At 72.4% G+C, this 24,283-nt stretch carries 25 protein-coding genes; 11 read left to right on the forward strand and 14 right to left on the reverse strand.

The window, feature by feature from the left end; genetic code table 11:
* Nucleotides 1-79: 79 nt before the first annotated feature.
* Both BJK06_RS06255 and BJK06_RS06260 read right to left on the reverse strand, forming a co-directional pair.
* Nucleotides 80-1,216, reverse strand: coding sequence for a thiamine pyrophosphate-dependent dehydrogenase E1 component subunit alpha (locus tag BJK06_RS06255; RefSeq protein WP_070417155.1), 1,137 nt, complete (start codon nucleotides 1,214-1,216; stop codon nucleotides 80-82).
* 23 nt (nucleotides 1,217-1,239) lie between these two features.
* Complete coding sequence (locus tag BJK06_RS06260) at nucleotides 1,240-2,319, reverse strand: histidinol-phosphate transaminase (protein WP_070417156.1); 1,080 nt, start codon at nucleotides 2,317-2,319, stop codon at nucleotides 1,240-1,242.
* A 50-nt stretch (nucleotides 2,320-2,369) separates the two neighbouring features.
* Here BJK06_RS06260 and BJK06_RS06265 point away from each other — a divergent pair, with 50 nt between their 5' ends.
* The 3 genes from BJK06_RS06265 (at nucleotide 2,370) to purB (ending at nucleotide 4,782) form a co-directional block, all read left to right on the forward strand.
* A complete protein-coding gene (locus BJK06_RS06265) occupies nucleotides 2,370-2,768 on the forward strand; it encodes a phage holin family protein (protein WP_070417157.1) in 399 nt (132 codons plus the stop codon).
* 119 nt (nucleotides 2,769-2,887) lie between these two features.
* Complete coding sequence (locus BJK06_RS06270) at nucleotides 2,888-3,400, forward strand: low molecular weight protein-tyrosine-phosphatase (protein WP_070419277.1); 513 nt, start codon at nucleotides 2,888-2,890, stop codon at nucleotides 3,398-3,400.
* Nucleotides 3,397-4,782, forward strand: a complete 1,386-nt coding sequence (purB, locus tag BJK06_RS06275) for an adenylosuccinate lyase (protein ID WP_070417158.1) — start codon at nucleotides 3,397-3,399, stop codon at nucleotides 4,780-4,782. The genes BJK06_RS06270 and purB overlap by 4 nt, the downstream gene beginning before the upstream one ends.
* A gap of 125 nt (nucleotides 4,783-4,907) precedes the next feature.
* Here the strand turns inward: purB and BJK06_RS06280 are convergent, their stop codons facing one another.
* Nucleotides 4,908-5,822 carry a LysR family transcriptional regulator gene (locus tag BJK06_RS06280; RefSeq protein WP_070417159.1) on the reverse strand — a complete coding sequence of 305 codons (915 nt, stop codon included), beginning with the start codon at nucleotides 5,820-5,822 and terminating at the stop codon, nucleotides 4,908-4,910.
* Nucleotides 5,823-5,894: 72 nt separating this feature from the next.
* Here BJK06_RS06280 and BJK06_RS06285 point away from each other — a divergent pair, with 72 nt between their 5' ends.
* On the forward strand, nucleotides 5,895-6,998 hold the full coding sequence (locus BJK06_RS06285; RefSeq protein WP_083295103.1) for an EamA family transporter: 1,104 nt from the start codon (nucleotides 5,895-5,897) through the stop codon (nucleotides 6,996-6,998).
* Here BJK06_RS06285 and BJK06_RS06290 read toward each other — a convergent pair.
* Nucleotides 6,967-7,944 (reverse strand): epimerase, encoded by a 978-nt coding sequence (locus BJK06_RS06290; protein WP_070417160.1) that lies wholly within the window; start codon nucleotides 7,942-7,944, stop codon nucleotides 6,967-6,969. The two genes, BJK06_RS06285 and BJK06_RS06290, sit on opposite strands and share 32 nt — an antisense overlap.
* Nucleotide 7,945: 1 nt before the next feature.
* Nucleotides 7,946-8,611: a DUF4166 domain-containing protein gene (locus BJK06_RS06295; protein WP_070417161.1), complete on the reverse strand. Its 666-nt coding sequence runs from the start codon at nucleotides 8,609-8,611 to the stop codon at nucleotides 7,946-7,948.
* A 47-nt stretch (nucleotides 8,612-8,658) separates the two neighbouring features.
* Between BJK06_RS06295 and BJK06_RS06300 the strand changes: the two genes are divergently transcribed.
* Nucleotides 8,659-9,579 carry a cation diffusion facilitator family transporter gene (locus BJK06_RS06300; RefSeq protein WP_070419278.1) on the forward strand — a complete coding sequence of 307 codons (921 nt, stop codon included), beginning with the start codon at nucleotides 8,659-8,661 and terminating at the stop codon, nucleotides 9,577-9,579.
* Nucleotides 9,580-9,616: 37 nt separating this feature from the next.
* Here BJK06_RS06300 and BJK06_RS06305 read toward each other — a convergent pair whose 3' ends face one another.
* Complete coding sequence (locus tag BJK06_RS06305; protein WP_070417162.1) at nucleotides 9,617-10,228, reverse strand: hypothetical protein; 612 nt, start codon at nucleotides 10,226-10,228, stop codon at nucleotides 9,617-9,619.
* Nucleotides 10,229-10,401: 173 nt separating this feature from the next.
* The gene (locus tag BJK06_RS06310; RefSeq protein ID WP_070417163.1) at nucleotides 10,402-11,676 is read right to left on the reverse strand and encodes an MFS transporter; all 1,275 of its coding nucleotides are present in this window, start codon (nucleotides 11,674-11,676) and stop codon (nucleotides 10,402-10,404) included.
* Nucleotides 11,677-11,724: 48 nt separating this feature from the next.
* Here BJK06_RS06310 and BJK06_RS06315 point away from each other — a divergent pair, with 48 nt between their 5' ends.
* Nucleotides 11,725-12,654 (forward strand): LysR family transcriptional regulator, encoded by a 930-nt coding sequence (locus BJK06_RS06315; RefSeq protein ID WP_181015155.1) that lies wholly within the window; start codon nucleotides 11,725-11,727, stop codon nucleotides 12,652-12,654.
* A 73-nt stretch (nucleotides 12,655-12,727) separates the two neighbouring features.
* Here BJK06_RS06315 and BJK06_RS06320 read toward each other — a convergent pair whose 3' ends face one another.
* The 7 genes from BJK06_RS06320 to BJK06_RS06350 all read right to left on the reverse strand — a co-directional run bounded on the left by BJK06_RS06320 (nucleotide 12,728) and on the right by BJK06_RS06350 (nucleotide 20,335).
* Nucleotides 12,728-13,507 (reverse strand): hypothetical protein, encoded by a 780-nt coding sequence (locus BJK06_RS06320; RefSeq protein WP_156794787.1) that lies wholly within the window; start codon nucleotides 13,505-13,507, stop codon nucleotides 12,728-12,730.
* Nucleotides 13,497-14,036 carry an RNA polymerase sigma factor gene (locus BJK06_RS06325; protein ID WP_083295411.1) on the reverse strand — a complete coding sequence of 180 codons (540 nt, stop codon included), beginning with the start codon at nucleotides 14,034-14,036 and terminating at the stop codon, nucleotides 13,497-13,499. Before BJK06_RS06325 ends, BJK06_RS06320 begins: the two co-directional genes overlap by 11 nt.
* Before the next feature lie 104 nt (nucleotides 14,037-14,140).
* Nucleotides 14,141-15,589: a DHA2 family efflux MFS transporter permease subunit gene (locus BJK06_RS06330; RefSeq protein WP_258027725.1), complete on the reverse strand. Its 1,449-nt coding sequence runs from the start codon at nucleotides 15,587-15,589 to the stop codon at nucleotides 14,141-14,143.
* A gap of 19 nt (nucleotides 15,590-15,608) precedes the next feature.
* Nucleotides 15,609-15,872, reverse strand: a complete 264-nt coding sequence (locus BJK06_RS06335; protein ID WP_070417166.1) for a hypothetical protein — start codon at nucleotides 15,870-15,872, stop codon at nucleotides 15,609-15,611.
* Entirely contained in the window at nucleotides 15,869-16,510 is a 642-nt protein-coding gene (locus BJK06_RS06340; protein WP_258027726.1) for a DUF308 domain-containing protein, read from the reverse strand. Before BJK06_RS06340 ends, BJK06_RS06335 begins: the two co-directional genes overlap by 4 nt.
* A 118-nt stretch (nucleotides 16,511-16,628) precedes the next feature.
* Nucleotides 16,629-18,599 (reverse strand): DUF11 domain-containing protein, encoded by a 1,971-nt coding sequence (locus BJK06_RS06345; RefSeq protein WP_070417168.1) that lies wholly within the window; start codon nucleotides 18,597-18,599, stop codon nucleotides 16,629-16,631.
* Between the two features lie 98 nt (nucleotides 18,600-18,697).
* The gene (locus tag BJK06_RS06350; RefSeq protein ID WP_070417169.1) at nucleotides 18,698-20,335 is read right to left on the reverse strand and encodes an alpha-amylase family glycosyl hydrolase; all 1,638 of its coding nucleotides are present in this window, start codon (nucleotides 20,333-20,335) and stop codon (nucleotides 18,698-18,700) included.
* A gap of 103 nt (nucleotides 20,336-20,438) precedes the next feature.
* On the opposite strand from BJK06_RS06350, the gene BJK06_RS06355 reads away from it, so the two are divergent.
* The 5 genes from BJK06_RS06355 to BJK06_RS06375 all read left to right on the forward strand — a co-directional run bounded on the left by BJK06_RS06355 (nucleotide 20,439) and on the right by BJK06_RS06375 (nucleotide 24,259).
* A complete protein-coding gene (locus BJK06_RS06355; RefSeq protein WP_070417170.1) occupies nucleotides 20,439-20,996 on the forward strand; it encodes an NADPH-dependent FMN reductase in 558 nt (185 codons plus the stop codon).
* A 138-nt stretch (nucleotides 20,997-21,134) separates the two neighbouring features.
* Nucleotides 21,135-21,647 carry a MarR family winged helix-turn-helix transcriptional regulator gene (locus BJK06_RS06360; protein WP_070417171.1) on the forward strand — a complete coding sequence of 171 codons (513 nt, stop codon included), beginning with the start codon at nucleotides 21,135-21,137 and terminating at the stop codon, nucleotides 21,645-21,647.
* 92 nt (nucleotides 21,648-21,739) lie between these two features.
* Nucleotides 21,740-22,246 (forward strand): Dps family protein, encoded by a 507-nt coding sequence (locus BJK06_RS06365; protein ID WP_070417172.1) that lies wholly within the window; start codon nucleotides 21,740-21,742, stop codon nucleotides 22,244-22,246.
* Between the two features lie 10 nt (nucleotides 22,247-22,256).
* Entirely contained in the window at nucleotides 22,257-23,057 is an 801-nt protein-coding gene (locus BJK06_RS06370) for an SDR family NAD(P)-dependent oxidoreductase (RefSeq protein ID WP_070417173.1), read from the forward strand.
* An 8-nt stretch (nucleotides 23,058-23,065) separates the two neighbouring features.
* Nucleotides 23,066-24,259 (forward strand): NAD(P)/FAD-dependent oxidoreductase, encoded by a 1,194-nt coding sequence (locus tag BJK06_RS06375; RefSeq protein ID WP_070417174.1) that lies wholly within the window; start codon nucleotides 23,066-23,068, stop codon nucleotides 24,257-24,259.
* Nucleotides 24,260-24,283 lie beyond the last annotated feature (24 nt).

A 24,283-nucleotide genomic window follows, 5' to 3' on the forward strand; every position in this document is an offset into this window, starting at 1 on the left:
GTCGGGGTGGGGTCGCTCGGGACCTCGCCGGCGCCCGGGTGGGAGCGCAGGGTGTAGTCGAAGAGCTGCTCGGTGGTGCTCATGCGTGGGCGCCCCCTTCGAAGCCGGCCTCGTACTGTTCGAGCCAGGCCTTCTGCTCGGCGATCAGCGGGTGCGGCTCGCGGTAGACGTTGTCGAACATGACGTCGACGGACGGCGGTGTCAGGGCCACGGTGCGGCGGCGGACGTCGGCGGCGATGTCCTCGCCCTCTTCGTCGAACGCGGCGAACCGCTCGTCGGTCGCGCCCTTGGAGCGCAGGTACGCCTCGGAGCGGACGATCGGGTCGCGGCGGACCCAGTCCTCGAGCTCGCCCTCGGCGCGGTAGCGGCTCGGGTCGTCGGAGCTGGTGTGCGCGCCGATGCGGTACGTGTCGGCCTCGATGAACGCCGGGCCCTGGCCGCTGCGGGCGTGGTCGGTGGCGACGACCGAGGCCGTGTAGGAGGCGAGGATGTCGTTGCCGTCGATGAGGACGCTCGGGATCCCGAAGCCGCGCGGACGGTCGACGAGCGGGGTCGGCGACTGGACCGACACCGGTACCGAGATCGCCCAGTGGTTGTTCTGCAGGAAGAAGACGACGGGGGCCTTCGTCGAGGCCGAGAACACGTACGCCTCGTTCACGTCGCCCTGGCTCGTCGCGCCGTCGCCGAAGTACACGATCGAGCACGCGTCGCGGTCGGGGTCACCCGTGCCGACGTCGCCGTCGAGCTTCTGCCCGAGCGCGTACCCGGTGGCGTGCAGGGTCTGCGAGCCGATCACCAGGGTGGAGATGTGGGTGTTGCCGCGCTCGTCCGGGTCCCACCCGCCGTGCGTCTGGCCGCGGTACATCGCGATGATCTCCATCGGCTCGACGCCGCGGTGCATCGTGACCGCGTGCTCGCGGTAGGACGGGAAGACGTGGTCCTGCGCACGGAGGGCGAAGGCGGAGCCGGTCTGTGCGGCTTCCTGCCCGTGGCTCGGCACCCAGAGGCCGAGCTGACCGGTGCGCTGGAGGTTGTGACCGGCGTGGTCGAACCGTCGGGTGAGGACCATCCGGCGGTGCATCGCCAGCAGGGTCTCGTCCGGGATCGCCCGCGCGGCGGCGGCGAACTCGGCGTTCTCGTCGGTCTCCACGAACCGGCCCTCGGGGTCGAGGAGCCGGACGGTGGTCGTCGCGGGGGCCGCGGCGCGGAATGACATGCGGGCCAGCGTAGCGGCAGCGACTACTCGGCTGCCTGGAGGTCCCCCACAAGCGAGCGTGCTGTTTCGAGGAGCGTTCCCACAGCCTCGTGCTCCCCGATCGAGATGCGGATGCCCTCGTTCCCGAAGGCCCGGACGATGATGCCGGCCTGCTCGAAGCGCTCCGTCGCGTGCGCCGTCAGCTCGCCGGTCGGCAGCCACACGAAGTTGCCCTGGGCGTCGGGCACGTCCCAGCCCTGCTCGCGGAGCGACGTGACGACGCGGTCCCGCAGGACAGCGATCTCGGTCACACGCTCGAGCAGTTCGGACTCGCGTTCGAGGCTCGCGAGTGCCGCCGCCTGGCCCTGCGCCGTGACTGAGAGCGGGATGGCGCAGGCGCGTACGGCATCGAGCACGTACGCCGGGCCGAGGGCGTACCCGACGCGGAGTCCGGCCAGCCCGTACGCCTTCGAGAAGGTGCGGAGCACGACGAGGTTCGGGTACCGCTCGAGCAGCGGGGCGCCACGGACGGCGGTCGGCTCGGTGACGAACTCGGCGTAGGCCTCGTCGAGGACCACGAGCACGGTCGCGGGCACCTGCGCCATGAACGCCTCGAACTCCGCGCCGGTCACGATCGGGCCGGTCGGGTTGTTCGGCGTGCAGACGATCACGAGGCGGGTGCGCTCGGTGACGGCGGCGGACATCGCGTCGAGGTCGTGACCGCCGTCGGGGCGGTTCGGCACCTGCACGCTCGTGGCGCCGGCGACCGTGACGACGCCGGGGTAGGCCTCGAAGGAACGCCACGCGTAGACGATCTCGTCGCCGGGGCCGGAGGTGGCCTTGGCGAGTTCGTGGAGGATCGCGACGCTGCCGGGGGCGACGTGGACCTCGTCGACGGTGGTGCCGAAGCGGTTCGCGAGCACGGCTCGGACGGCCAGGGCGGTGGCGTCGGGGTAGCGGTTGAACGCGGTCTGCGCATGCACGGCCTCGACGACGCCGGGCAGCGGCGGGAACGGGTTCTCGTTGCTCGACAGCTTGAAGGCGTCGGCCGCGGCCTGGCGCCCCTGCTTGTAGGCGGGGAGAACGGCGATCTCGGGCCGGATGTGCACGCGCTCGTCAGTCACGGGATCAGGCTACCGGCCCGTCCGCGGGTACCGGAGGGCATCATGGACGCATGCGATTCCTCGTCCGCCTCGTCGTCAACGCCGTCGCCCTCTGGCTCACCACGCTGATCGTCAGCGGCGTCTCCGTCACGCCCTTCGGCGACGGCGGCACCACGGCCACCGTGCTCACCTACCTGCTCGTGGCGTTCGTGTTCGGCCTCGTGAACGCGGTCATCGGCACGCTCATCCGGATCGTGGCCTTCCCGATCTACATCCTCACGCTCGGGCTCATCTCGTTCGTCGTGAACGCGATCCTGCTGCTCATCGTCGCCGGGATCTCGGACGCCTTCGGCTTCGGGCTGCAGGTCGACTCGTTCGGCTGGGGCATCGTCGGCGCCTTCGTGCTCGCGGTGTTCGCGTGGCTGATCGGGCTGTTCGTGCGGCCGGTGCTGAACCGCCCGCGCGCGTGACGCTGGCCGACGACCCGTCGGCGAGCACCCCGTCGGGGTGGGCCGACGACCGGACCGGCACCGCGCCTCCCGACGGCAGCAGCGTCGCGGACGGACGCTCCCTGCGCCATGATGTCCCCATGACCCCGGACGCCGACGCCCCCTTCCGGGTCTCGTTCGTCTGCAGCGGCAACATCTGCCGCTCCCCCATGGCCGGCATCGTCTTCGCCCAGCTCGCGGCGGACGCCGGCATGGCCGACCGGTTCCAGGTCGAGTCCGCCGGCACCGGCGACTGGCACGTCGGCGAGCCCGCCGACGAGCGCACGATCGCAGCACTCGCAGCGCGCGGATACGATGGCAGCAGGCATCGCGCCCGTCAGTTCGATCCGGACCGGTTCCCGGACCTCGACCTGGTGGTCGCACTCGACCGCTCCCACGAACGCATCCTGCGCTCGTGGGCACCGACCATGGACGACGCCGCGAAGGTGACGCTCCTGCTGCGGTACGACGACGCCTGGCCCCAGCAGACCGACGTACCGGATCCGTACTACGCGGACCGGCACGAGTTCGACCGAGTGCTCTCGACCGTCGAACGGGCCTGCCGGGCGCTCTTCCGCCAACTCGAGCCGGCAGTCCGTCAGGGAGCCCCATGACCCCCCTTCCCCCGCAGCCGATCAGCCCGCTCGACGGGCGCTACTACCCGATCGTGCACACGGTGGGCGAGCACCTCTCCGAGGCCGGGCTCAACCGCGCGCGCATCGTGGTCGAGGTCGAGTGGCTCATCTTCCTGACCGACCACGCGATGTTCACCACGTCGCCGCTCAGCGTCGACGACAAGGCCGCGCTCCGCCGGGTCGTGGAGACCTTCGGCCAGGAGCAGATCGCCGAGCTCGCCGAGATCGAGGCCACGACGCGGCACGACGTCAAGGCGGTCGAGTACTTCGTCCGTCGCCGTCTGTCCGAGCTCGGGCTCGACGCGATCGCCGAGCTCACGCACTTCGCCGCGACGAGCGAGGACGTCAACAACCTCTCGTACGCGCTGACCGTCCGCGACACCGTCGACCAGGTGTGGCTGCCGGCCTACCGCGCCGTCGTGGCGAGGCTCCGCGAGCTCGCCGACGAGCTGAAGAGCGTCCCGATGCTCTCGCACACGCACGGGCAGCCGGCGACGCCGACGACGCTCGGCAAGGAGCTCGCGGTTGTCGTGTACCGCCTCGAGCGGGTGCTGTCCCAGATCGAGGGCGGCGAGTACCTCGGCAAGTTCTCCGGCGCGACCGGCACGTTCTCGGCGCACCTCGCGGCCGACCCCGAAGCCGACTGGCCCGCACTCTCCCGCGAGTTCGTCGAGGGTCTCGGGCTCACCTGGAACCCCCTCACGACGCAGATCGAGTCGCACGACTGGCAGGCCGAGCTGTACGACCGGGTGCGCCACGCGAACCGGATCCTGCACAACCTCGCGACCGACGTGTGGACCTACATCTCGATGGGGTACTTCACGCAGATCCCGGTGGCGGGTGCCACGGGCTCGTCGACGATGCCGCACAAGATCAACCCGATCCGGTTCGAGAACGCCGAGGCGAACCTCGAGATCTCGTCGGCGCTGTTCTCCACGCTGTCCGAGACGCTCGTGACGTCGCGGCTCCAGCGTGACCTCACCGACTCGACCACGCAGCGGAACATCGGCGTCGCGTTCGGGCACTCGCTGCTCGCGCTCGACAACCTGCGCCGTGGCCTCGGTGAGATCGCCGTGAACGAGGTCCGTCTCGCCGAGGACCTCGACCGCAACTGGGAGGTGCTGGCCGAGGCCATCCAGACGGTCATCCGCGCCGAGGTCACCGCCGGGCAGTCGAACATCGAGGACCCGTACGCGATGCTCAAGGAGCTCACGCGCGGGAAGCGCATCGGGCAGGCGGAGCTCGTCGCGTTCGTGAACGGCCTGGACATCTCGTCCGGCGCGAAGGCCCGGCTGACGAACCTCACCCCGGCGACCTACACGGGCCTCGCCGACGAGCTGGTCGACCACCTCGACGTGTAGCGCGCCGCGCGCGGCGCTCGCTTCGTGAGCAGAAATGGTCGGGTCCCGAGCAGGGACCCGACCATTTCTGCTCACCAAGCGCCGGACTGGAGGCGCGGGGCGGCCCCGCCGGCAGCGTCACCGGCTCAGGTGGTGACGTCCAGGGCTTCGGCGACCAGCGCCTCCAGGACCGTCCGGACCACGGGGCGGACCGCACGGTCCGGCCGGACGAGCGCCTCGATCCGCCGCCCCGCGCGGACGTCGGCGAGCTCGGCGAGGTGGAAGCGACCGGACGCCCGGGTCCCCGAGGTGTACCGCGGCACGAGCGCCACCCCGTGTCCGGCGGCGACGAGGTTCTCGATGACGGGCAGGTGGATCGTCCGGAAGCCGACGCTCGGCGGTGTGTCCGTCGCCGCCGCCATGGCCGTGAGCACCCGGTCGATCGGGTAGCCCTCCGGCACCCCGATCCAGGACTCCCCGACGACGTCGTCGATGCGGACGCGCTCACGGGCGGCCAGCCGGTGGTCGAGCGGGAGCGCGACGTCGAGCGGCTCGCGGAGGAGCGGGACGGTCTCGAGCGCCTCCCGGCCGGCCGGTGGGGCGCCGTCCGGCCGGTGCCCGATGACGACGTCGTGGTCGGCGGCGAGGGGGCCGAACGCGTCCTCGCTGACGTCGACGTCGACGAGCACCAGGTCGATGCCGGGGTGCTCGCGCATCCGGGTGAGCAGGCCGGGCAGCAGGAGTTCCGCGGCCGACGGGAACACAGCGAGGTCCACCCGCCCGGTCGCGCCGCCGAGGTGCTCCTGCCACGCCGCGTCCACCGTGGCGATCGCCGTCGCCACGCCGCTCGCCAGCCCGGCGAGCACCCGGCCGTGCTCGGTGAGCCGGACCCCGCGGCCGACCCGTTCGACGAGGGGGAGGCCGACCTGTCGCTGCAGGGCCTGGAGCTGCTGCGAGACGGCGCTGGGCGTGCGGTGCGTGGCCTCGGCGACGGCGGTGACGCTCCCCCGCTCGGCGAGTTCGCGGAGGACGGCGAGGAGCTGCACGTCGAAGCCGACCATGCAGGTAGCCTACAACGTCGATGCGGAACTCTTCGCTGGTGCTGAACGGTGCGTCTGGGTCACGATCGACCCGTGCGCACCCGTGACCGTCTCCTCGCCGTGGTCGTCGCCGTCGTGTGGGGGCTCAACTTCCCCGCGACGGCCCTCGCCCTCGAGCACTTCCCGCCGTTCCTGCTCGCCGCGCTGCGGTTCACGCTGCTCGCGGTCCCGACCGTGCTGCTCGTCCCGCGCCCGAGGATCCCGTTCGGCCGGCTCCTGCTCGTCGGCTTCGGGCTCGGGGTCCTGCAGTTCGCGTTCCTGTACCTCGGCATGGCCGCGGGGCTCCCGTCCGGGTTGGCGTCGCTCGTCCTGCAGGCGTCGGCGCCGTTCACGGTGGTGCTCGCCGGGGTGTTCCTGCGCGAGCGGCTCACCGGTCGGCAGGTGATCGGGGTCACGATCGCGGTGGCGGCCCTGGCGGCGATCGCCGTGCACCGGGCGCAGGCGGCGGCGCTAATGCCCGTCGTGCTCGCGCTGTGCGGGGCGCTCGGGTGGGCGATCGGCAACGTCGCGACCCGGCGGGCCGGGGCGGCCAACCCGCTGCACCTGACGCTGTGGTGGTCGATCGTGCCGCCCGTGCCGATGGCCGTCCTTTCGTTCGTCGTCGAGGGGCCGTCGCGCATCGGGAACGCGCTCGGGACGGCGTTCACCGCAGAGGCGCTGCCGGCCGACCTCGGGCTGCTCTACATCGTGCTGGTGGCGACCCTCGTCGGGTACGGCATCTGGTCGCGGCTGATGGCGGCGTACCCGTCGAGCACCGTCGCGCCGTTCTCGATGCTCGTGCCCGTGGTCGGGGTGTTCGCCTCGTGGGTGGCGTTCGGGGAGGTGCCGGACGCGGTGGAGATCGCGGCCGGGGTCGTCGTGGTGGCCGCCGTGCTGTGGTCGTCCCGGCCCGCGCGGTCCCGCCCGGCACGGGTCCGCCCGACACGGGCCCGCCCTGCGCGGGTCCGCCCGGCGTCGTCGCCGGTCGAGGTCGCACCACACGCCGCGGACGCTCCGCCGAGGTCGCACGACGTGCCACCCGCCGACGGGCTGGGCGGCAGCTCGAGCGACCTCGGCGACCCGCCCCCGCCCCCGCCGGCACCGGCACCGACGCCGACGCCGGCGCTCAGCCCCGGTGCTGCCGACGCTCCGCGATGATCCCGGCGAGTGCGCCGCGCAGGTGCGGGTAGCGGAACTCGTACCCGGCCTCCACCAGGCGCGTCGGCACCACCCACCGGCTCTTCAGCACGAGCTCGGTCTCGGTCCGGATCGCGAACGATCCGAGCTCGAGCATCCACCGCCACGTCGGGATCCCGAAGCGTCGCCCGACGGCGTCCCGGATGGTGGCCATCACGGTGCGGTTGTCCGACGGGTTCGGGCTCGACACGTTGACCGCGCCGTCGATGTTGTCGTGGTCGCGGACGAAGCGGATCGCCCCGAGGACGTCCGCGATGTGCACCCAGCTGAACCGCTGCCGGCCCCGGGTGTGGCGGTTCACGTGGTACGTGCCGGCACGGAGCCGGGAGCGCGTCGGCAACCACGGGCCGTCGTACTGCGGCCCGCCGAGTCCCGCCTGCGCCAACCGGAGCAACGGCACGAGGGCGCTGCCGTCGCCGAACACGATCGCCATCCGGAGCGCCACGCGGCGGGTGCCGGGCAGGTCGACCGCGGACAGGGCGTCCTCCCACGCCTTCGCGACCGAGACCGAGAACCCCTCGCCGAGCTCGCCCGTCGCCTCGTCCTGGGGGCGGTCGTCGGCGTGCCGGTAGATCGTCGCCGTCGAGGCGTTCACCCACAGCGGCGGCGGGTGCTCGCTCGTGCGGATCGCCTCGGCCAGTTCGAGCGTGGTGTCGACCCGGGAGCGGATGATCTCCGCCCGGTTCCGGCGCCCGTACCGGCAGTTGACGCTCTTGCCGGCCATGTTCACGACGAGCGCGGCCCCGTCCACGAGCTCCCGGATCCGCATGGTGTTGCCCCACACGGCGTCCCCGGTGCGGCCGATCGTGACGACCTCGTAGCCCTCGTCGCGGAAGGCGTCCTGCAGGTACTGCCCGACGAAGCCGCTCGCCCCCGCGATCACGGCGCGGCCCTTGTGGTCGCTCATCTCATCCCCGTCCTGTGTCCGGCGCGATCTCGTACCGGAACGCCCCCTCGTACCGGTACAGCGTGCCGACCAGCGGGGCCGAGAGCACCAGGGACACGCGCTGCTGGTCGGCATCGTCATCGAATCGTTCCACGAGCGTCACATGCGGTGCGATGCGGCTCGGGAGGCGCGTCTCGCGTCCCAGCGCACGGAACGACACACGGGTGGAGACCAGGCGCAGGGCGCCCGCGTCCGGCCCCTGCGCGTCGACCTCCGCCCGGAGCAGGGCGCTGACGCGCCCACGGCGACCGAGGTGGTCGACGAGCCCGTCGGGTCCGGCGGTGATGGCGTCGACCATCGTGCGGGAGCCGGAGCGGAAGCGGAAGGTGCGGTGCGCGCGGACGGCGACCCGGACCTCCTGGACCGCCTGCCCGCGACCGACGCGAGCCGGGCGGTTCTCGACCGTGAAGGGGACGTCCCGTTCCCAGACCGGGAACATGACGGCGTCGCGGGCGAACCACGCGAGTACCGGCCAGAGCCAGCGGCGGGGCGTGCCGACGACGTCGAAGAGGCCCTCGCCACGGCCGACGTGTCCGGGCGGGATCGCGCCGAAGTAGGTCGACAGTCGCGGGTGCAACCGGGCCAGCACGTCGGGCGGTGTGGACAGCTCGTATGGCGACCGGGTCACGTCCCGATCCTGGCATGTCGTCGGTGCGGATCCCTACGATGATGCGCATGGGACACGACCACGGAGCAGGGCACTCGCACGGGCACGCGTCCGAGCGCGCACTGCTCATCGCGTTCTGCATCTCGGCGACGATCCTGCTGGCCGAGGTCGTCGGTGCCGTCGTGACCGGATCGCTCGCCCTGCTCGTCGACGCCGGGCACATGGTCGTCGACACCGGCGGGCTCGGCATCGGCCTCGTGGCGACGCGGCTCGCACGACGCTCGCCGACCGCGCAGCGCACGTGGGGCTTCCAGCGCGCCGAGGTGCTCGGGGCCACGGCGCAGGCGGCGATCCTGCTCGCCGTCGGCGTCTACGTGATCATCTCGGCGATCCAGCGGCTGTTCGTGCCGGCGGAGATCCACTCCGGTCCGCTGCTCGTGTTCGGGATCATCGGCCTCGTCGGCAACCTCGTGGCGTACGCCGTGCTGCTCCGGGCCTCCGGCGAGGGGTTCACCTCGCGGGCCGCCCGGCTCGAGGTCCTCAACGACACCCTCGGCTCCGTCGCGGTCATCGCCGCCGCGGTCGTCCTCATGCTGACCGGGTGGGAGCGTGCGGACTCGGTCGCGGCGATCCTGATCGGGCTGCTCATCCTGCCGCGGGCCATCCGGCTGCTGCGCGAGACCGCCAACGTCCTGCTCGAGTCGACGCCCCCGGGGCTCGACCTCGACGACGTCCGGGGGCACATCCTCGAACTCGACCACGTCATCGCCGTGCACGACCTGCACGCGACCCTCGTGGCCACCGGGGTGCCAAACCTGACCGCGCACGTGGTGGTGGACGACGAGTGCTTCTCGACGGCGCACGCCCCGCGGATCCTCGACGAGCTGCAGCAGTGCGTGGCGGAGCACTTCGACGTCCCCGTGGAGCACTCGACGTTCCAGCTGGAGCCGGCGTCGCACCGGCGGCACGAGCACGAGGTGCACGCCTAGGCGGTGCCCGCCGCGCCACCGTCGCCCGGGGACGAGGTCAGCAGCCGCCGTCGCTCGTGGGGAACGCCGTGATCACGCGGTCGGTGGTGGCCGACACGATCACGCGGACGAACGGCTCGGCCGCGGGGCGAGACCCGTCGTCGAACCGCACGGGAGCGGCGAAGCAGACCTTGCCGTCGCCGGCGTCCTGCGGGTACCCGGTCGCCGGTGCCTCGAGGGCGGACTGCACCGCGGTGAGCATCGCGTCGTCCCAGTCCCGGGAGCCGTGGCCGGTCACGACGTCCTCCCAGTCCGCGGTGTGTCGGACCCGGATGTGCTCGTAGCCCTGGCCGGAGTTCCCGCACTGCAGCACGACCGTGCCGAGCGCCTCGGTGTCGTACCGGGCCACGGTCTCGCGGGTGCTCCGGTCGCAGCGGTCGAGGACGGCGTCGCCGGGCAGGTCCGGGCCGGTGCGGGTGATCGTCACCGTGCCGTCCTTCGTCGCGCCCCCGCCGGCGGTCGCACTCGGGACGACGGTGGCCGCCGTGCCCCCGAGCACCGGGTCGTCCGCACCGCGCTGCGCCGTCAGTGCGACGCCACCGGCCACGAGGCCGGCGGCCAGCACGGCGGCGACGCCGGTGATGACGGAACGGTTGCGCTTCTGGGACACGCGCCCAGTATGCCGGACGGGTGTCGCGCCTCCTGGACCGGCCGCGGGACGCAGTCGAACCACGTTCCCGACATCGCACCGCGCCCCAGCGGTGGTGCGATGTCGGAAACGTGGTTCGGCGTGGCCGAACGCGCAACGTGGCCGAACGCGCAACGCGGGACGCGGACCAGCGCTCAGGCCCGCGCCGCCAGGCGGGTCCCGGCGACGACGGCCAGTACGACCACGAACACGACGTACCCGAGCAGCACGGGCAGCGTCGGCAGCACGAGGAGCGCAGCCCCGACCGCCACCACCGGCACGGTCAGCCCGGCGTAGGCGATGAGGAAGGTCGCGGCGAGGACGCCGCCGCGACGTTCCGGGCCGACGAGGGCGCCCGCGCTGCCGATCGACGCGCGGAACAGCAGCCCGACGCCGGCTCCCGCGACGACCCCGCCGCCGATGAACCCGGCCACCTGCAGCACCACCGCGGCACCGGCCAGGACGACCAGACCACCGACGAGCAGGACCATCCCGAGGCGGATCTGCGCCCGCTGCGACAGCCGGGCGAAGACGATCTGCGACACCGCGCTCGCCGCGAACACCCCGAACGTGGTGGCTCCGGCGGCGAGCCGGTCGGTCACGTGGAAGGTCGTCCCGAGGAAGGTCGGCGCGACCGAGGTGAAGAGTCCCTGCACCGCGAGCGCGGCGAACGCGGCGGTGCCGGCGGTCCAGAACGCTCCGGCCTGCCCCTCCGGCGCCTGCAGTCGCTGCGGGCGGTAGGGCACGGGCGACGTGGGACGGTCGACGGTCTCCGGGGCGGCGAGCACCACCACGAACGCGACGGCCAGCGCCACGACGAACACGACGTACGGCACCATGAGCGGCTGCCCGACGAACTCCGCGAGCGCTCCACCGACGAGGGCGCCGAGCGACAGCCCGCCGAGGTTCACGACCCCCGCAACCACGCCCGCCCCACCGGCCGACGACTGCGAGCCCGTCGCCCGGACCCGCAGCTCGCCGAGGTGCGCGGTCGCCGTCGCCGTCAGGAGCCCGACCCCGAGCCCGGTCACGAGCCGGGCGACGATGAGGCCGCTGACGTCGTTCCAGAGCAGGAAGAGCACCGCTGCGACGAGCTCGAGCGCCACCGACACGAGGATGAGCGGGCGCCGTCCGTGCACGTCGCTGAGGTGTCCGGCGAGGTACAGGGACCCGACGACGCCCACGCCGTACGCCGCGAAGACCACGGTCGTCGTGAAGGTCGGGAAGCCGTCGCGTGCCTGGTAGATGACGTAGAGCGGTGCGGGCACGGTCGCGAACGCCATCACCGCGAGGAACGCGAACGCCACGGCCCAGAACCCGACGCCGTGCCGACGGCGCGTGTGCGCTCGTCGTCCACGCGGGGCGGCGACGCGCTCGCTCGCGGTGGCGACGGTCGACGACGTGGGAGCGGATGCGGTGGCGGTTGACATGCTCCGATCGTGCCGCCGAACACCCATCGAGTCCAACGGATGCTCTTGATGTCGTCCATCGACCTGATCGATACTGAACCGGTGGAGACCCGCCTGCTCGAACAGTTCGTCACCGTCGCCGCCGAGGGCAGCGTCACCCGCGCCGCCGAACGGCTCTGGGCGGCGCAGTCCACGGTGTCCGCGGGGATCGCGTCACTCGAGCGGAGCTTCGGGGTCCGGCTGTTCGACCGCACCGGACGGCACCTCGTGCTGACGACCGCTGGTGAGGACCTGCTCCCCCACGCCCGCGCCGTGCTGGAGTCCCTCGACCGGATGCACGACCTCGCGACCGTCGACGACGCCGACCTGCGGGGACGGGTCCGGCTCGGCATCTTCACGAGCATGGACATCGTCGACCTCACGGGCGTACTGCGGCGGTTCCGGCAGCGGCACCCGCTGGTCGCGGTGGAGCTCATGACCTCGCCCTCCGGGACGACCGGGCTCGTGCAGGATCTGGTCGCCGGGCGGCTCGACATCGCCTACACGGGCCTCCCGGCGGTCCCGGCCGGGGTCGAGGTGGCGCCGCTCCGAGAGATGCCGTTCCGGGTCTTCACGGCCGCCGACCACCGCTTCGCCGGTCGTCGCTCGGTCTCGCTCGCCGAGCTCGCCGACGAGCCGTTCATCGACACCGCGCACGGTTTCGGCAACCGGATCATCCTCGACACCGCGCTGGAGCGGCTCGGGATCCGGCGGCGGATCGTCGCGGAGATGAACGACATGCCCGCGGTGATCCGGTTCGCGTCGGCCGGCCTCGGCGTCGGCGTCGTCCCGGACTCCGGGGTGCGCCACGACGGTGCGGTGCTCGAGCTCGAGGACGAGGTCGACCCCCTGCGCATCGGCCTCGCGATGCGGACGAGTCCGGAGCCGAACCGAGCGGTGCGCACGCTGGCGCGCGACATCGTGGCGGCGCGCGTCGACGTCGCTGCGCAGCCGGGCTGAGCGGCCGGATCCCGGTCGTACCCCACCGACGGACTGGAGGCGCGGGTCGTCCCCGCCACGCGCCTCCAGGCCGTCAGTCCCCCCAGATCTCCCCGACGATCGCACCCAGCAGGTTGTCGGTCGGGAAGTCGCTCTGCGTGATCTCGATGGAGAGGTTGCCCCGGACGAAGAACGTGCCCGCGACGTCGGCTCCGCTGTCGGTTCCGGGTCGGAAACTGCAGACGCGCCCCCCGAGGCGGTCGGCGCAGGACGGCGAGTACTCGTTGACGGCCTCCGCGACCATCCGGTTCCCCTCCGACGTGACGGGTCGGACGGTCACGCTGATGCCCGCCGCCACGCCTTCGTTCTGCCACTGGCAGTTCAGGGCCTCGTCCGGATCGACCAGTCCGTTGATACGGTCGTTCCCATCGGGTTCGCGAACAGGTCCTTCCGCGGTCCAGATCTGGGACGTGCTCCGCGCTGCACCGAAGAACCGCGCGTAGTCGGACTGCGGGACAAGCAGGTAGCAGTCCCCGGGGATGCGCACATCCGCTTCACTCGCCGCCGTCGGGGTCGGCGTCGGACGCGGTGTCGGGCGCTGCGTGATCGGCGCGGACGTCGGGGTCGTCGCGGACGGTGCGGGCTCCGGTGCGCGGCTCGTCGTCGGCGCGGCGACGGGCGACTCCTGCTGGGACAGCGACAGGGCCACGGCGCCCGTTGCGGTCCCGATCGCCAGCAGGCCGATGACGCCGAGCGCGATGCCCGGACGGAACCGACGCCGCTTCGGACGCGGGGTGGCACGTTCGAGGACGTTCTGCTTCATCGAGACGAGCATGCGCTGCAGGTCGTCTCCCTCGGGGGGCTCAGTGTTCATCGTGCATCACCACCTTCTTGAGTCGGCGTCGGGAGCGGGAGACCCGCTGGGTGACCGCACCGACGCTGAGGCCCAGCATCTCGGCGGCCTCGGCGTAGGAGTGCCCCTCGAGGAGGCACAGTTCGCAGATGCGTCGGTCGGTCTCGGGCAGCGCGGCGATCTCGTCGCGGACCCAGCGGAGGCGCTCACGGGCCTCGGCGTGGTCGTCGGGTGCGGCGAGCTGCTCGGGGAGCTCGTCGGCGCGACGGCGGGCCTGCTTCCGGCCGGTGTTGAACGCGTGGTTCCGGCACACGACGAGCAGCCACGGGAGCATCGTGTCCGCCGGGAGCTCGAGGGTCTCGGCACGCTGCCAGAGCGTCAGGAAGGCGTCCTGCACGATCTCCTCGACGTCCTGGCGGTCGTCGACGAGTGCCCAGGCGTAGCGGGTGAGGGTCGCGGCGTACCGGTCGAACGCCCGGGCGAGCGCGCTCTTGTCGCCCCGTGCCACCGCACGGACGATCGCCTCGTCCGTGTCGGTACCGGTCGTCACGTCCACATCCCACCTCCTTCACTCCAGAGGTGTCGGCTGCACGCGCGATCGTGACAGGACCGTGGCGAAAACGTGATCCCGGGCGTGTCGGTCGCCTGAGCGGTTCAGGCGTCGAGCAGGTGCGCGATGCCGGCGACCGAGCGCTTCGCCGCAGCCGAGGTCGACAGGTACCCGACGAGGACGATCCCAGCTCCGATCCCGACGACGATCCACCACATCGCGTGCGTGGCCACGGCGAACCCGGCGCCGACGGTCGCGACCGCACTCGCGCCGGTCACGGTGCCGGCGAGTGCGACCCCGAGCGACACCCCGGTCTGCCGGCTCGTGGACGCGACGGCCGCAGCGGACCCGGACTGCGCGCGGGGCATGCCCGAGACGGCCGTGTTCGTGATCGGCGCGTTCACCATGCCGAACCCGAACCCGAACAGCACGAAGGCGACGACGAGCACCCGCATCGGTGTCGTGGCGTCGATCGTCGTGAGGATCGCCCCGGCGCCGCCGACGCCGATGCCGGCGAGGACGAGCGGGACCCGGGTGCCGATCGAGCCGACGAGCCGCCCGGACAGCGGCGAGACGAGCATCGTCGCGACCGCGGCGGGCAGCGTCCACAGGCCGGCCTGGAACGGCGACATGCCCCGGACCTCCTGCAGGTAGAGCGCGTTGAGGAAGAGGAACGCCCCGTTGGCGCCGAACGCGCCGATCGCAGTGACGACCGCGGCCGAGAACGGGATGCTCCGGAAGAACCGGACGTCGATGAGCGGTTCGCGGCGACGGCGCTCGACGGCGACGAGCACGACGAGCGACGCCGCGGCGAGGACGAACAGCCCGAGGGCGGCCGGTGACGTCCAGCCGAGCCGCGGCCCCTCGATGAGCCCGCCGACGAGCGTCGCCAGGAGCACGATCACGAGCACCTGGCCGACGGGGTCGAGCCGTCGGGGCTCCGGCGACTTCGACTCGGGGATGAACAGGAACGTCAGCACGATCGCCGCGATGCCGATCGGCACGTTGATCCAGAAGATCGCGCGCCAGCCGACGGTGTCCGTCAGCGCGCCGCCGACCAGCGGACCGAGCCCCATCGACACACCGACGACGGCACCCCAGACGCCGACGGCACGGGCACGCTCCTTCGCGTCGTCGAAGGTGGCCGTGATGATCGACATCGCGACCGGGTTCATCATCGAACCGCCCACCGCCTGGACCATGCGGAAGACGACGAGCCAGCCCACCCCGGGCGCGAGCGAGCACAGCAGCGACCCGACCGTGAAGAGCGCGAGCCCGATCTGGAAGGTGGTGCGGCGGCCGATGCGGTCGGCGGTGGAGCCGGAGAGCAGGAGCAGGCTGGCGAGGACGAGCGTGTAGGCGTCGATCGTCCACTGCAGCCCGGAGATGGAGCTGCCGAGTTCACGCCCGATCGAGGGCAGGGCGACGTTCACCACGGTGGCGTCCATCGAGACGATGAACAGGCTCATGCAGCAGACCGCGAGGATGAGGTACCGGTGCCGGTACCGCTGCGGCAGGCCCGGGTCGCCCTGGAACGGCCGCCGTGACGGCACCGCGGGGGCGGCCTCCGACTCAGTGGAAGTCGTTGCCGTCTCCTTCACCCGGGGTCTTGTGACCACCGAGCATGTCGTTGTCGTCCTGGTCGCTCGTCGACGCGAGCTGCAGCATCGCGAGGACGACCACGACGACGATGAACGCGATGCCGAGGAAGATCGCGGCGAGCTGGAGCTCACGCGTGGCGAGCAGCACGACGAGCCCGGTGAAGACCGCGACGATCGCGGAGATCCCGAGGAGCTCGACCGGGCGCAGGCGGTCGCGACGGCTGGGGGTGGTCATGCGTGTGGTGCTCCGTCCGGGGTTGCGGCCGGGGCCGCCGTTCCCCACTTGTGCGAGAGGCCGGCGATCACGTGGAAGACCGCGGTGATGGCGAGGTAGGCGCCGAGCAGGCCGACGAGGACGATCGAGGCGTCCAGCGTGCCGGTGACCCGCTCGACACCGCCGAGCTCCTGCGAGTAGTCGGGCGGCGTCACCAGGAAGGCGACGGCGAGCAGCAGCGTCAGGCCGCCGACGGTCGTCCAGTCGCGCGCGAACGGCGAACGCCCACGGGCGCGGAGCCCCTGCGTGAGCTCGAGCGCCCCGGTGAGGACGGCGAAGGCGACGACGACCGCGATGAACGCCGGCAGGCCGAGGCCGTTGCACGCGAACGCGGCGACCGCGGCGACGAGGGTGATCACCGCCTGCAGGAGGGTCGTCCGGCGCGACCGTCCGTCCGCCGGGAGCCGAGTCGCGCCCGCGAGCAGCAGCACGAGTCCGTCCACCGCCGCGAACCCACCGAACAGCAGCAGGCCGTAGCCCGCCGCGTGGTTGGACGAGAAGGTGATGACGATGGCCACGATCGCGGCTGGCACAGCCCGGAGGACGGGGATCGGCCAGTACCGCGCGCGCTGGCCGGAGTCGTCCACGGAGTCGGACACGAGACCTCTTTCGGGCATGCGGATCGTGGTTCGATCCTACCGCCGCACGGTGCAGCGGCCGACCGCGCGGGGCGATCGGCCGCTGAGGATGCTCGAACCAGCAGGCGTCGGCGAGGGGTCAGCGGGGCGTCGACCCGACCTCGTCCTCCGCCGCACGTCGGCGCGCACGCCGCCGCGCGAGCCACCAGCACGTCGCCCCGGCCGCCACACCGACGGCCGCCACCGCCGCGACCACGCCGAGGTCCTCCGTGCCGGTGTAGGCGAGCGCTCCGGTCCGGGCCGGCCCGGCGTCCCCGCCGTCTCCACCGTCCCCTGCGGGACGGGCCCCGCGGTCGTCGGGCGCCCGGTCGCGCGGACCCGTGTCAGCGTCCCCGCCGTCACCCGGCCCGTCGGGGCCGCCGTCGCCGCCGTCACCACCGCCGTCGCTGCCGGGGACCACCACGATCCCGACGCCCGGCGAGGGGTCGCCGCCGTCCGGATCGCTCGGCGACGTCGCGGTCGCGACGTTCACCACGTCCGACCCGTCCCCGGAGTACGCCGGGTCGAGCTGCGCCCGGACTCGGAACGACACGGTCTCCCCCGCGGCGAGCGCGGCACCGGAGCGACAGGTCACGTCCTGCCCCTCGGCCGTGCAGTCGTCCGGCGACCCGACGAACCGCATCGCACTCGGCAGCTCGTCGACCGCCCCGACGTCCTCGGCGGTACCCGGGCCCCGGTTGCGGGCGGTGATCGTGTACTCGACCTCGTCACCGGGCTCGACCGCGGTCGAGGGGGACACGGACTTGTCCGTCTCGACGTGTGCGTCCACCCGGGCAGCGACCGTGGTGCTCGCCGCCGAGGTGTTGTCGTCCTCGTTCGTGTCGGCGGTGCGGGGCGCCGGTCGGATCGTGGCGACGCTCTCGAGCGTGCCCTCGGCGTCGTCGGCGGTGCGGCCGCGGATCGTCACCGTGGCCGTCCCGTCGCGCGGCAGGCCGAGATCGGTGGCGACGTCGCCGGTGCCCGATTCGGTCCCGCACGACGACCCAGCGGCCGCCGAGCAGGTCCACGTGACGTCGCGCAGGGCGTCGGGCGCGTCGACCTCGAGCGCGCTCGGGTCCGACGCGTTCACGCCGGCGTTCCGTGCGGTCACCGTGTACTCGACGTCGGCACCCGCCGGGACGCTCGGCGCGAGGTCGTGCGTGACGGCGACGTCCGTCGGGGTCCAGACGCGCAGGGCGTCGACCTCGTGCACGTTGACGTGGCTGCCCGTCGCCCCCGCGAAGCCGAGGCGGAGCGTGCTCGGCAGCGGTGCCTGGCCGTCGCCGTGCAGGGGGACCCGGTCGAGCACGGTCCGCATCCGGTCCCCGTCCTGCAGCCGGACGGTGACCGCGAGTTCTCCGGCGTCACCGGGGAGCAGGGTTACGCGGACCTTCCGGAGCGTCGCCCCGGCGGTCTCCGTGCCACCGGGAGCGGGGGCAGCGCCGACCCAGCGGTAGCCGAGCACCCCGTCGCCGGAGCCACGGATCGACACAGTGTCCGGGCGCGCCCCGGGACCGGAGTAGTTGATCGGCGTCGAGAAGTTGCCGTAGTGGTCGACCGCGATGCCCGCGAAGCCGCCGGGCACCCCGGGCAGGTCGCAGGAGAGGCCACCGCCCTGGGACGTCTCGCGTCGGCACGCGTACCCGAGCCCGGCCCCGAACGACCCGACGCCCTGCTCGGCGGCGCCGTCCGCGAGGAACAGCAGCAGGCCGTCGGCACCCGGGTCGTCCACGTCGCGGTACATCGCGTAGCTGAACTCGATCTCGAGCCCGAGGTCGGACGGGAACGTGTCCTGCATCGACCACGCTCCCGCCTGGTCCTTGACGTCGTCGGTCAGCCGGAGCCGACCGTCGACGATCGCCGCGTCGCCGTGCAGGGCGCCGCCGGCAGCGGTGGAGAACTGGTTCTCGTAGGGGAAGGCGAGCTCGTCGGCCGAGGAGGCCGACGGCACGAGGCCGGGTGCCGCGAGGACACCGAGCGCGGTCAGGACGGACGCGACGGCCGCGACGCGGCGGAGCCGGCGTGACCTGGCGGGCGGTCGACCGCCCGGCGGGGTGTTGGGAGCTGTCATGCCCCGATCGTCGCGACCGGAGGGTCCCCGTCAGGCGGGCATCGGCCGATCTGTGGAACGCGTCCCCGCGCCTCCTGGCTGTGGAGGAAGAGTCCGGCTCAGCGCAACCAGACGGTGGTCTCCCCGGGGAGCACCCCGTCGCCGAGCGGACCGGACGACACGACGACCTCGCCGGCGGGCAGCTCCACCGGCTCGGTCCCGAAGTTCGTGACGGAACGCCACCCGTCGTGCCGCGCGAACGCCACGACCCCGTCCGGCGCCTCGATCCACGCGAGGTCCTCGCCCCGCTGCAGGTCCCGTCGGGCAGCGGTCGCCGCGCGGTACAGGCAGAGGGTCGACGCGGGGTCGCCGTCCTCCGCCTCGACCGAGGACGCGCCGAAGTCGGCCGGCTGCGGCAGGTGCGGTGCGACCGCCCCGAACCCGAACGACGGCCCGGACGTGGTCCACGGGATCGGCACGCGACACCCGTCCCGCCCCTTCACGGTGTGCCCGGTGCGGATCCACTTCGGGTCCTGCAGCGCCTCGTGCGGGATCGCCGCGGCTTCTTGCAGCCCGAGTTCCTCGCCCTGGTAGACGTACGACGAACCGGGCAGCGCCAGCATCAGCAGCGTCGCCGCCCGCGCCCGCCGGAGCCCCCGTGCACGATCGAGCGACGGTGTCGTGCCGTCGGTCATGAGCCACGCATCGGTGTCCGTGCCGTCCGGCAGGCCGTACCGGGTCGCGTGCCGGACGACGTCGTGGTTCGACAGCACCCAGGTGCTCGACGCGCCGGACTGCGCCGACGCCGACAGGTTCCGGTCGATGATGCCCCGGAACGCCGCGTCCTCGAACGGCGCCTCGAGCAGGTCGAAGTTGAAGGCCTGCCCGAGCTCGGTCGGCCGGGCGTAGAGCACGCGGCGCGGCGCGGGCGCCCAGGCCTCCGCCACGGCGGCTCGCGGCGGGTCGTACTCGTCGAGCACCCGGCGCCACGCCGCGAAGATCTCGTGCACCTCGTCGCGGTCGTAGAGCGGGTCGGAGCCGTCGAGCGGCAGGTGGTGCTCGTCGGACGGACGGTACGGGGTCGACAGGTCCTTCGCCAGGCCGTGCGCGACGTCCACCCGGAAGCCGTCGACCCCGCGGTCGGACCAGAAGCGCAGCGTGTCCTCGAAGTCGGCACGGACCTCCGGGTTCGACCAGTCGAGGTCCGGCTGCTCGGGCGCGAACAGGTGCAGGTACCACTGGCCGTCGGGCACGCGGGTCCAGGCGCTGCCGCCGAAGTTCGACACCCAGTCGCTCGGCGGGAGCGACCCGTCGGCACCGGCACCGTCCCGGAACACGTACCGAGCGCGCTCGGGCGAGCCGGGGCCCGCGGCGAGCGCGGCACGGAACCACGCGTGCTCGTCCGAGGTGTGGTTCGGGACGATGTCCGCAATCAGCCGGATGTCGTGCTCGTGGAGGGCACGGACCAGTGCGTCGAAGTCGTCGAGTGTGCCCAGGCGATCGTCGACGTCCCGGTAGTCGGCGACGTCGTAGCCGCCGTCCGCCAGCGGGGAGGGGAAGAACGGCGACAGCCAGACCGCGTCGACGCCGAGCGACGCCAGGTAGGGCACGCGGCTCGTCACGCCCGCGAGGTCGCCGAGCCCGTCGGCGTCCGTGTCCGCGAAGCTCCGCGGGTAGACCTGGTAGACGACGGCGTTCCGCCACCAGTCCGGGTCGGTCGTGCGGGGCGTGCTGGCCGGCGTCCGAAGCGTGCTCACGTCGCCAACGTACCGACGATCCACGGGACCGGGAATAGGGGTCCACGCGCACGCATTGGTTGTCGATGACACCTTTCCGTCACAGAACCAGTAAGGATCCCCGATGACGAACGTCCTCGCCCTCGTCGGCAGCCTCCGCGCCGAGTCCATCAACCGCAAGCTCGCCGAGGCGGCTGCGCACCACGCCCCGGAGGGCATCGAGCTGTCGACCTTCGACGGCATCGTCGACCTGCCCTTCTACAACGAGGACATCGACGGCGACACCCCGCCCGCCTCGGCCGTCGCCTTCCGCGACGCGGTCGCCGCCGCCGACGCCGTCCTGCTCGTCACCCCCGAGTACAACGGCACCATCCCGGCCGTCCTGAAGAACGCGCTGGACTGGGGTTCGCGTCCGTTCGGCGCCTCGCCGCTGTCCGGCAAGCCGCTCGCCGTCATCGGCTCGGCCTTCGGCCAGTTCGGCGGCGTCTGGGCGCACGACGACGCCCGCAAGGTCGCCGGGATCGCCGGCGCGAAGGTCCTCGAGGACGTCAAGGTCGCCATCCCGCAGTCGGTGGTCCGGTTCGCCGAGACCCACCCGCGCGAGGACGCCGAGGTCACCACGCTCGTCCAGGGCGCCCTCACCGCGCTCGCCGAGGCGACCGAGGAGCAGGCCGCAGCCTGACGACGTCACGCACGTGACGACGGACGGGAGGCGCGGTGCGGGCCCGCACCGCGCCTCCCGTCCGTCCACGGGTGCGGGAGACCGCATCCCGTGAGATCCCTAGACGCTCTAGCAACGAGACGGGCTACCCTGAACGCCATGTCCACGCAGGAGATCACGGAAGCGTCCGGGTACTGGTTCCCCGATGACGACGCGACCCAGCGGGGCGTCACCGTCCTGAACGCCCTCCGCCGGTACCGCGCCGCCGAGACCGCGATGCGTCGACGCACCCGCGACTCGATGGGCATGGGCGAGACCGACCTGCTCGCGGTGCGCTTCCTGTTGCAGGCGCAGCGCGCCGGACGCACCGTGAAGCCGAAGGACCTGGCGGCGTACCTCAAGATCTCGTCGGCCTCGACCACGATCCTCATCGACCGCCTCGTGAAGTCGAACCACGTCCGCCGCGACCCGCACCCGACCGACCGCCGCGCGCTCGTGATCACCCCGACCACCGAGACCGACGAAGAGGTCCGTGCGACCCTCGGCATCATGCACCGTCGGATGATGGGCATCGCCGAGGGCCTCTCCCCCGAGGACGCCCGCGTCGTCGCCGTGTTCCTCGAGCAGATGCGCTCCGCCGTCGACCAGGTCGACCCCGCCGTCACGCACTGATCGGACCACGGGGGACGCGTCCTCTGAGCGGACGTCCTGCCGCACCGCGTAGACCGGTCTGGTACCGGTCACCAACGCGGAAGGAACCGATCATGCACGCATCGGACAAGCTCGCCAAGAACCTCCAGGCGGTCCTCGTGGACCTCATCGACCTGCACCTGCAGGGCAAGCAGGCCCACTGGAACATCCTCGGGACCAACTTCCGGGACCTCCACCTCCAGCTCGACGAGATCGTCGACGCCGCACGTGAGTTCGCCGACGACACCGCCGAGCGCATGCGCGCCCTGTACGCGGTCCCGGACGGCCGCTCGAGCACCGTCGCGGCGTCGAGCCACCTCGACCAGTTCCCCGAGGGCGAGATCACCACGCACGACGCCATCGACCAGGTGACGCTCCGCCTCTACCAGGCGACCGGCACCATGCGCGACGTCCACGACGAGGTCGACGAGGAAGACCCGACGACGGCCGACCTGCTGCACGGCTTCATCGAGCGCCTCGAGCAGCTCGCGTGGATGGTCTCGGCCGAGAACCGCGCACCGAGCACCCCGCTCGCCTCGGCCACCACGCCCGCGGTCGCGGACGCCTCGGCGCACGCGTAGCGGCCACCAGGTGGACCTCGGGATCCAGGGCAAGACCGCCCTGGTCTTCGGCGCGGACTCCGGCATCGGCTGGAACACGGCTCGCATCCTCCTCGCGGAGGGTGCGACCGTGGTCGTGTCGGACCTCGACCAGTCGCAGCTCGACAACAGCGCCGACCAGCTCGAGGCGCCGTACGGCAGGCTGCACGCCTTCGCCGCGGACGTCACGAGCGCCGCGAGCCTGGCCGACCTGCACACCAGGGTGCGCGACGCCGTCGGCGAGATCGACATCCTCGTGCAGTCCTCCGGCGTCACGGGCGCCCAGGGCCTGTTCCACGAGATCGACGAACAGGGATGGCTCGACACCATCGACGTCGACCTGATGGGGCCGGTGCGGATCACGCGTGAGTTCATCGGCGACCTGCGCCAGGGCGGCTGGGGTCGCCTCGTCTACCTCGTGTCCGAGGACGCGTCGCAGCCGTACGACGACGAGCTCCCCTACTGCGCGGCCAAGGCCGGGGTGCTGTCCTTCGCGAAGGGCCTCTCCCGCACCTACGCGAAGGAGGGCCTGCTCGTGAACACCGTGTCGCCGGCGTTCATCCACACGCCGATGACCGACGCGATGATGAAGAAGCGCGCCGAGGAGACCGGCCAGACCTTCGACGAGGCGATCGCGTCGTTCCTCGACGACGAGCGCCCGTACATGGAGCTGCAGCGTCGCGGCGAACCGGAGGAGGTCGCGAACGTCATCGCGTTCCTCTGCTCCGACCTCGCCAGCTTCGTGAACGGCTCGAACTACCGGGTCGACTCCGGCTCGGTCGCAACGATCTAGGAGACGCCATGACCGACTTCCGCTACCTCGTCGTCGGCGGCGGGATGGTCGCCGACGCCGCTGCCCGCGGTGTCCGCGAACTCGATGCCGACGGCTCGATCGGCATCATCAGCGAGGACGTCGACCGGCCGTACGCCCGGCCGGCGCTCTCGAAGAAGCTGTGGACCGACCCGGACTTCAGCTGGGACGAGAAGGTCGACCTGCACACCGAGGAGACCGGCGCGACGTTCGTGCTCGGGACCGCGGTGACGGCGATCGACCGCGCGGCGAAGACCGTCACGACCTCGGACGGGCACACCCACGGCTACGAGCGACTGCTCCTCGCGACCGGCGGCAAGCCCCGCGGGCTCCCCGGGCTGTCGCCGTCCGACCGGGTGCTCGACTACCGGAGCGCCACCGACTACCGACGCCTCCGTGAGCTCGCCGACGCCGGGGCCCACGTGGCCGTCGTCGGTGGCGGGTACATCGGCACCGAGATCGCGGCCGGCGTCGTGCAGAACGGCGCCCGGGTGACGCTCGTCGACCCGGACGAGGTCGTCGGCGGCCGGATGTTCCCGGAGGACCTCGCCCGGGCGTTCCAGCAGCGCTTCGTCGACCACGGCGTGGAGCTCCGGCTCGGGCGCCGGGTGGACCACGGGTCCGAGCACGAGGGTGGCGTCACGCTGACCCTCGACGACGGGTCCGAGGTGTCCGCCGACGCGGTCGTGGTCGGACTCGGCATCGAACCGGCGACCCGGCTCGCCGCCGACGCCGGGCTCACCGTCCGGGACGGCATCGTCGTCTCCTCGACGCTCCTCACCGACGACGACTCGGTGTTCGCCGCTGGCGACGTCGCCGAGTACCCCGACCGGATCCTCGGCACGCGCCGGGTCGAGCACGTCGACAACGCCCAGCAGCAGGGCCGGCAGGCGGGGCGCAACCTCGCCGACGCCGACGAGACCTACGACCACACGCCGATGTTCTACTCCGACGTCTTCGACATGGGGTACGAGGCGGTCGGGCAGGTCACCACGAAGCTGCGCACCGTCGAGGACTGGCAGGACCCGACGGTCACAGGTGTCGTCTACTACCTCGACGACGACGACCTCGTGCGCGGCGTCCTGCTCTGGAACGTCTGGGACAAGACCGACGAGGCCCGCAAGGTCCTCGCCGAGGCCCACGCGCTCACGCCGGACATGCTGATCGGGCGCATCACGCCGTAGCGTCGCGTCCACCCTGGAGGCGCG

Source organism: Curtobacterium sp. BH-2-1-1 (assembly GCF_001806325.1).
GTDB lineage: Bacteria > Actinomycetota > Actinomycetes > Actinomycetales > Microbacteriaceae > Curtobacterium.

Bases quoted from the DNA above. Each gene is read 5' to 3' on its own strand.
- BJK06_RS06335 (WP_070417166.1), bottom strand. From the start codon at position 15,872: ATGACCACCCCCAGCCGTCGCGACCGCCTGCGCCCGGTCGAGCTCCTC.
- BJK06_RS06320 (WP_156794787.1), bottom strand. From the start codon at position 13,507: ATGAACACTGAGCCCCCCGAGGGAGACGACCTGCAGCGCATGCTCGTC.
- BJK06_RS06270 (WP_070419277.1), top strand. From the start codon at position 2,888: ATGACCCCGGACGCCGACGCCCCCTTCCGGGTCTCGTTCGTCTGCAGC.
- BJK06_RS06310 (WP_070417163.1), bottom strand. From the start codon at position 11,676: ATGTCAACCGCCACCGCATCCGCTCCCACGTCGTCGACCGTCGCCACC.
- BJK06_RS06315 (WP_181015155.1), top strand. From the start codon at position 11,725: ATGTCGTCCATCGACCTGATCGATACTGAACCGGTGGAGACCCGCCTG.
- BJK06_RS06265 (WP_070417157.1), top strand. From the start codon at position 2,370: ATGCGATTCCTCGTCCGCCTCGTCGTCAACGCCGTCGCCCTCTGGCTC.
- BJK06_RS06355 (WP_070417170.1), top strand. From the start codon at position 20,439: ATGACGAACGTCCTCGCCCTCGTCGGCAGCCTCCGCGCCGAGTCCATC.
- BJK06_RS06290 (WP_070417160.1), bottom strand. From the start codon at position 7,944: ATGAGCGACCACAAGGGCCGCGCCGTGATCGCGGGGGCGAGCGGCTTC.
- BJK06_RS06280 (WP_070417159.1), bottom strand. From the start codon at position 5,822: ATGGTCGGCTTCGACGTGCAGCTCCTCGCCGTCCTCCGCGAACTCGCC.
- BJK06_RS06345 (WP_070417168.1), bottom strand. From the start codon at position 18,599: ATGACAGCTCCCAACACCCCGCCGGGCGGTCGACCGCCCGCCAGGTCA.
- BJK06_RS06365 (WP_070417172.1), top strand. From the start codon at position 21,740: ATGCACGCATCGGACAAGCTCGCCAAGAACCTCCAGGCGGTCCTCGTG.
- BJK06_RS06375 (WP_070417174.1), top strand. From the start codon at position 23,066: ATGACCGACTTCCGCTACCTCGTCGTCGGCGGCGGGATGGTCGCCGAC.
- BJK06_RS06300 (WP_070419278.1), top strand. From the start codon at position 8,659: ATGGGACACGACCACGGAGCAGGGCACTCGCACGGGCACGCGTCCGAG.
- purB (WP_070417158.1), top strand. From the start codon at position 3,397: ATGACCCCCCTTCCCCCGCAGCCGATCAGCCCGCTCGACGGGCGCTAC.
- BJK06_RS06255 (WP_070417155.1), bottom strand. From the start codon at position 1,216: ATGTCATTCCGCGCCGCGGCCCCCGCGACGACCACCGTCCGGCTCCTC.
- BJK06_RS06360 (WP_070417171.1), top strand. From the start codon at position 21,135: ATGTCCACGCAGGAGATCACGGAAGCGTCCGGGTACTGGTTCCCCGAT.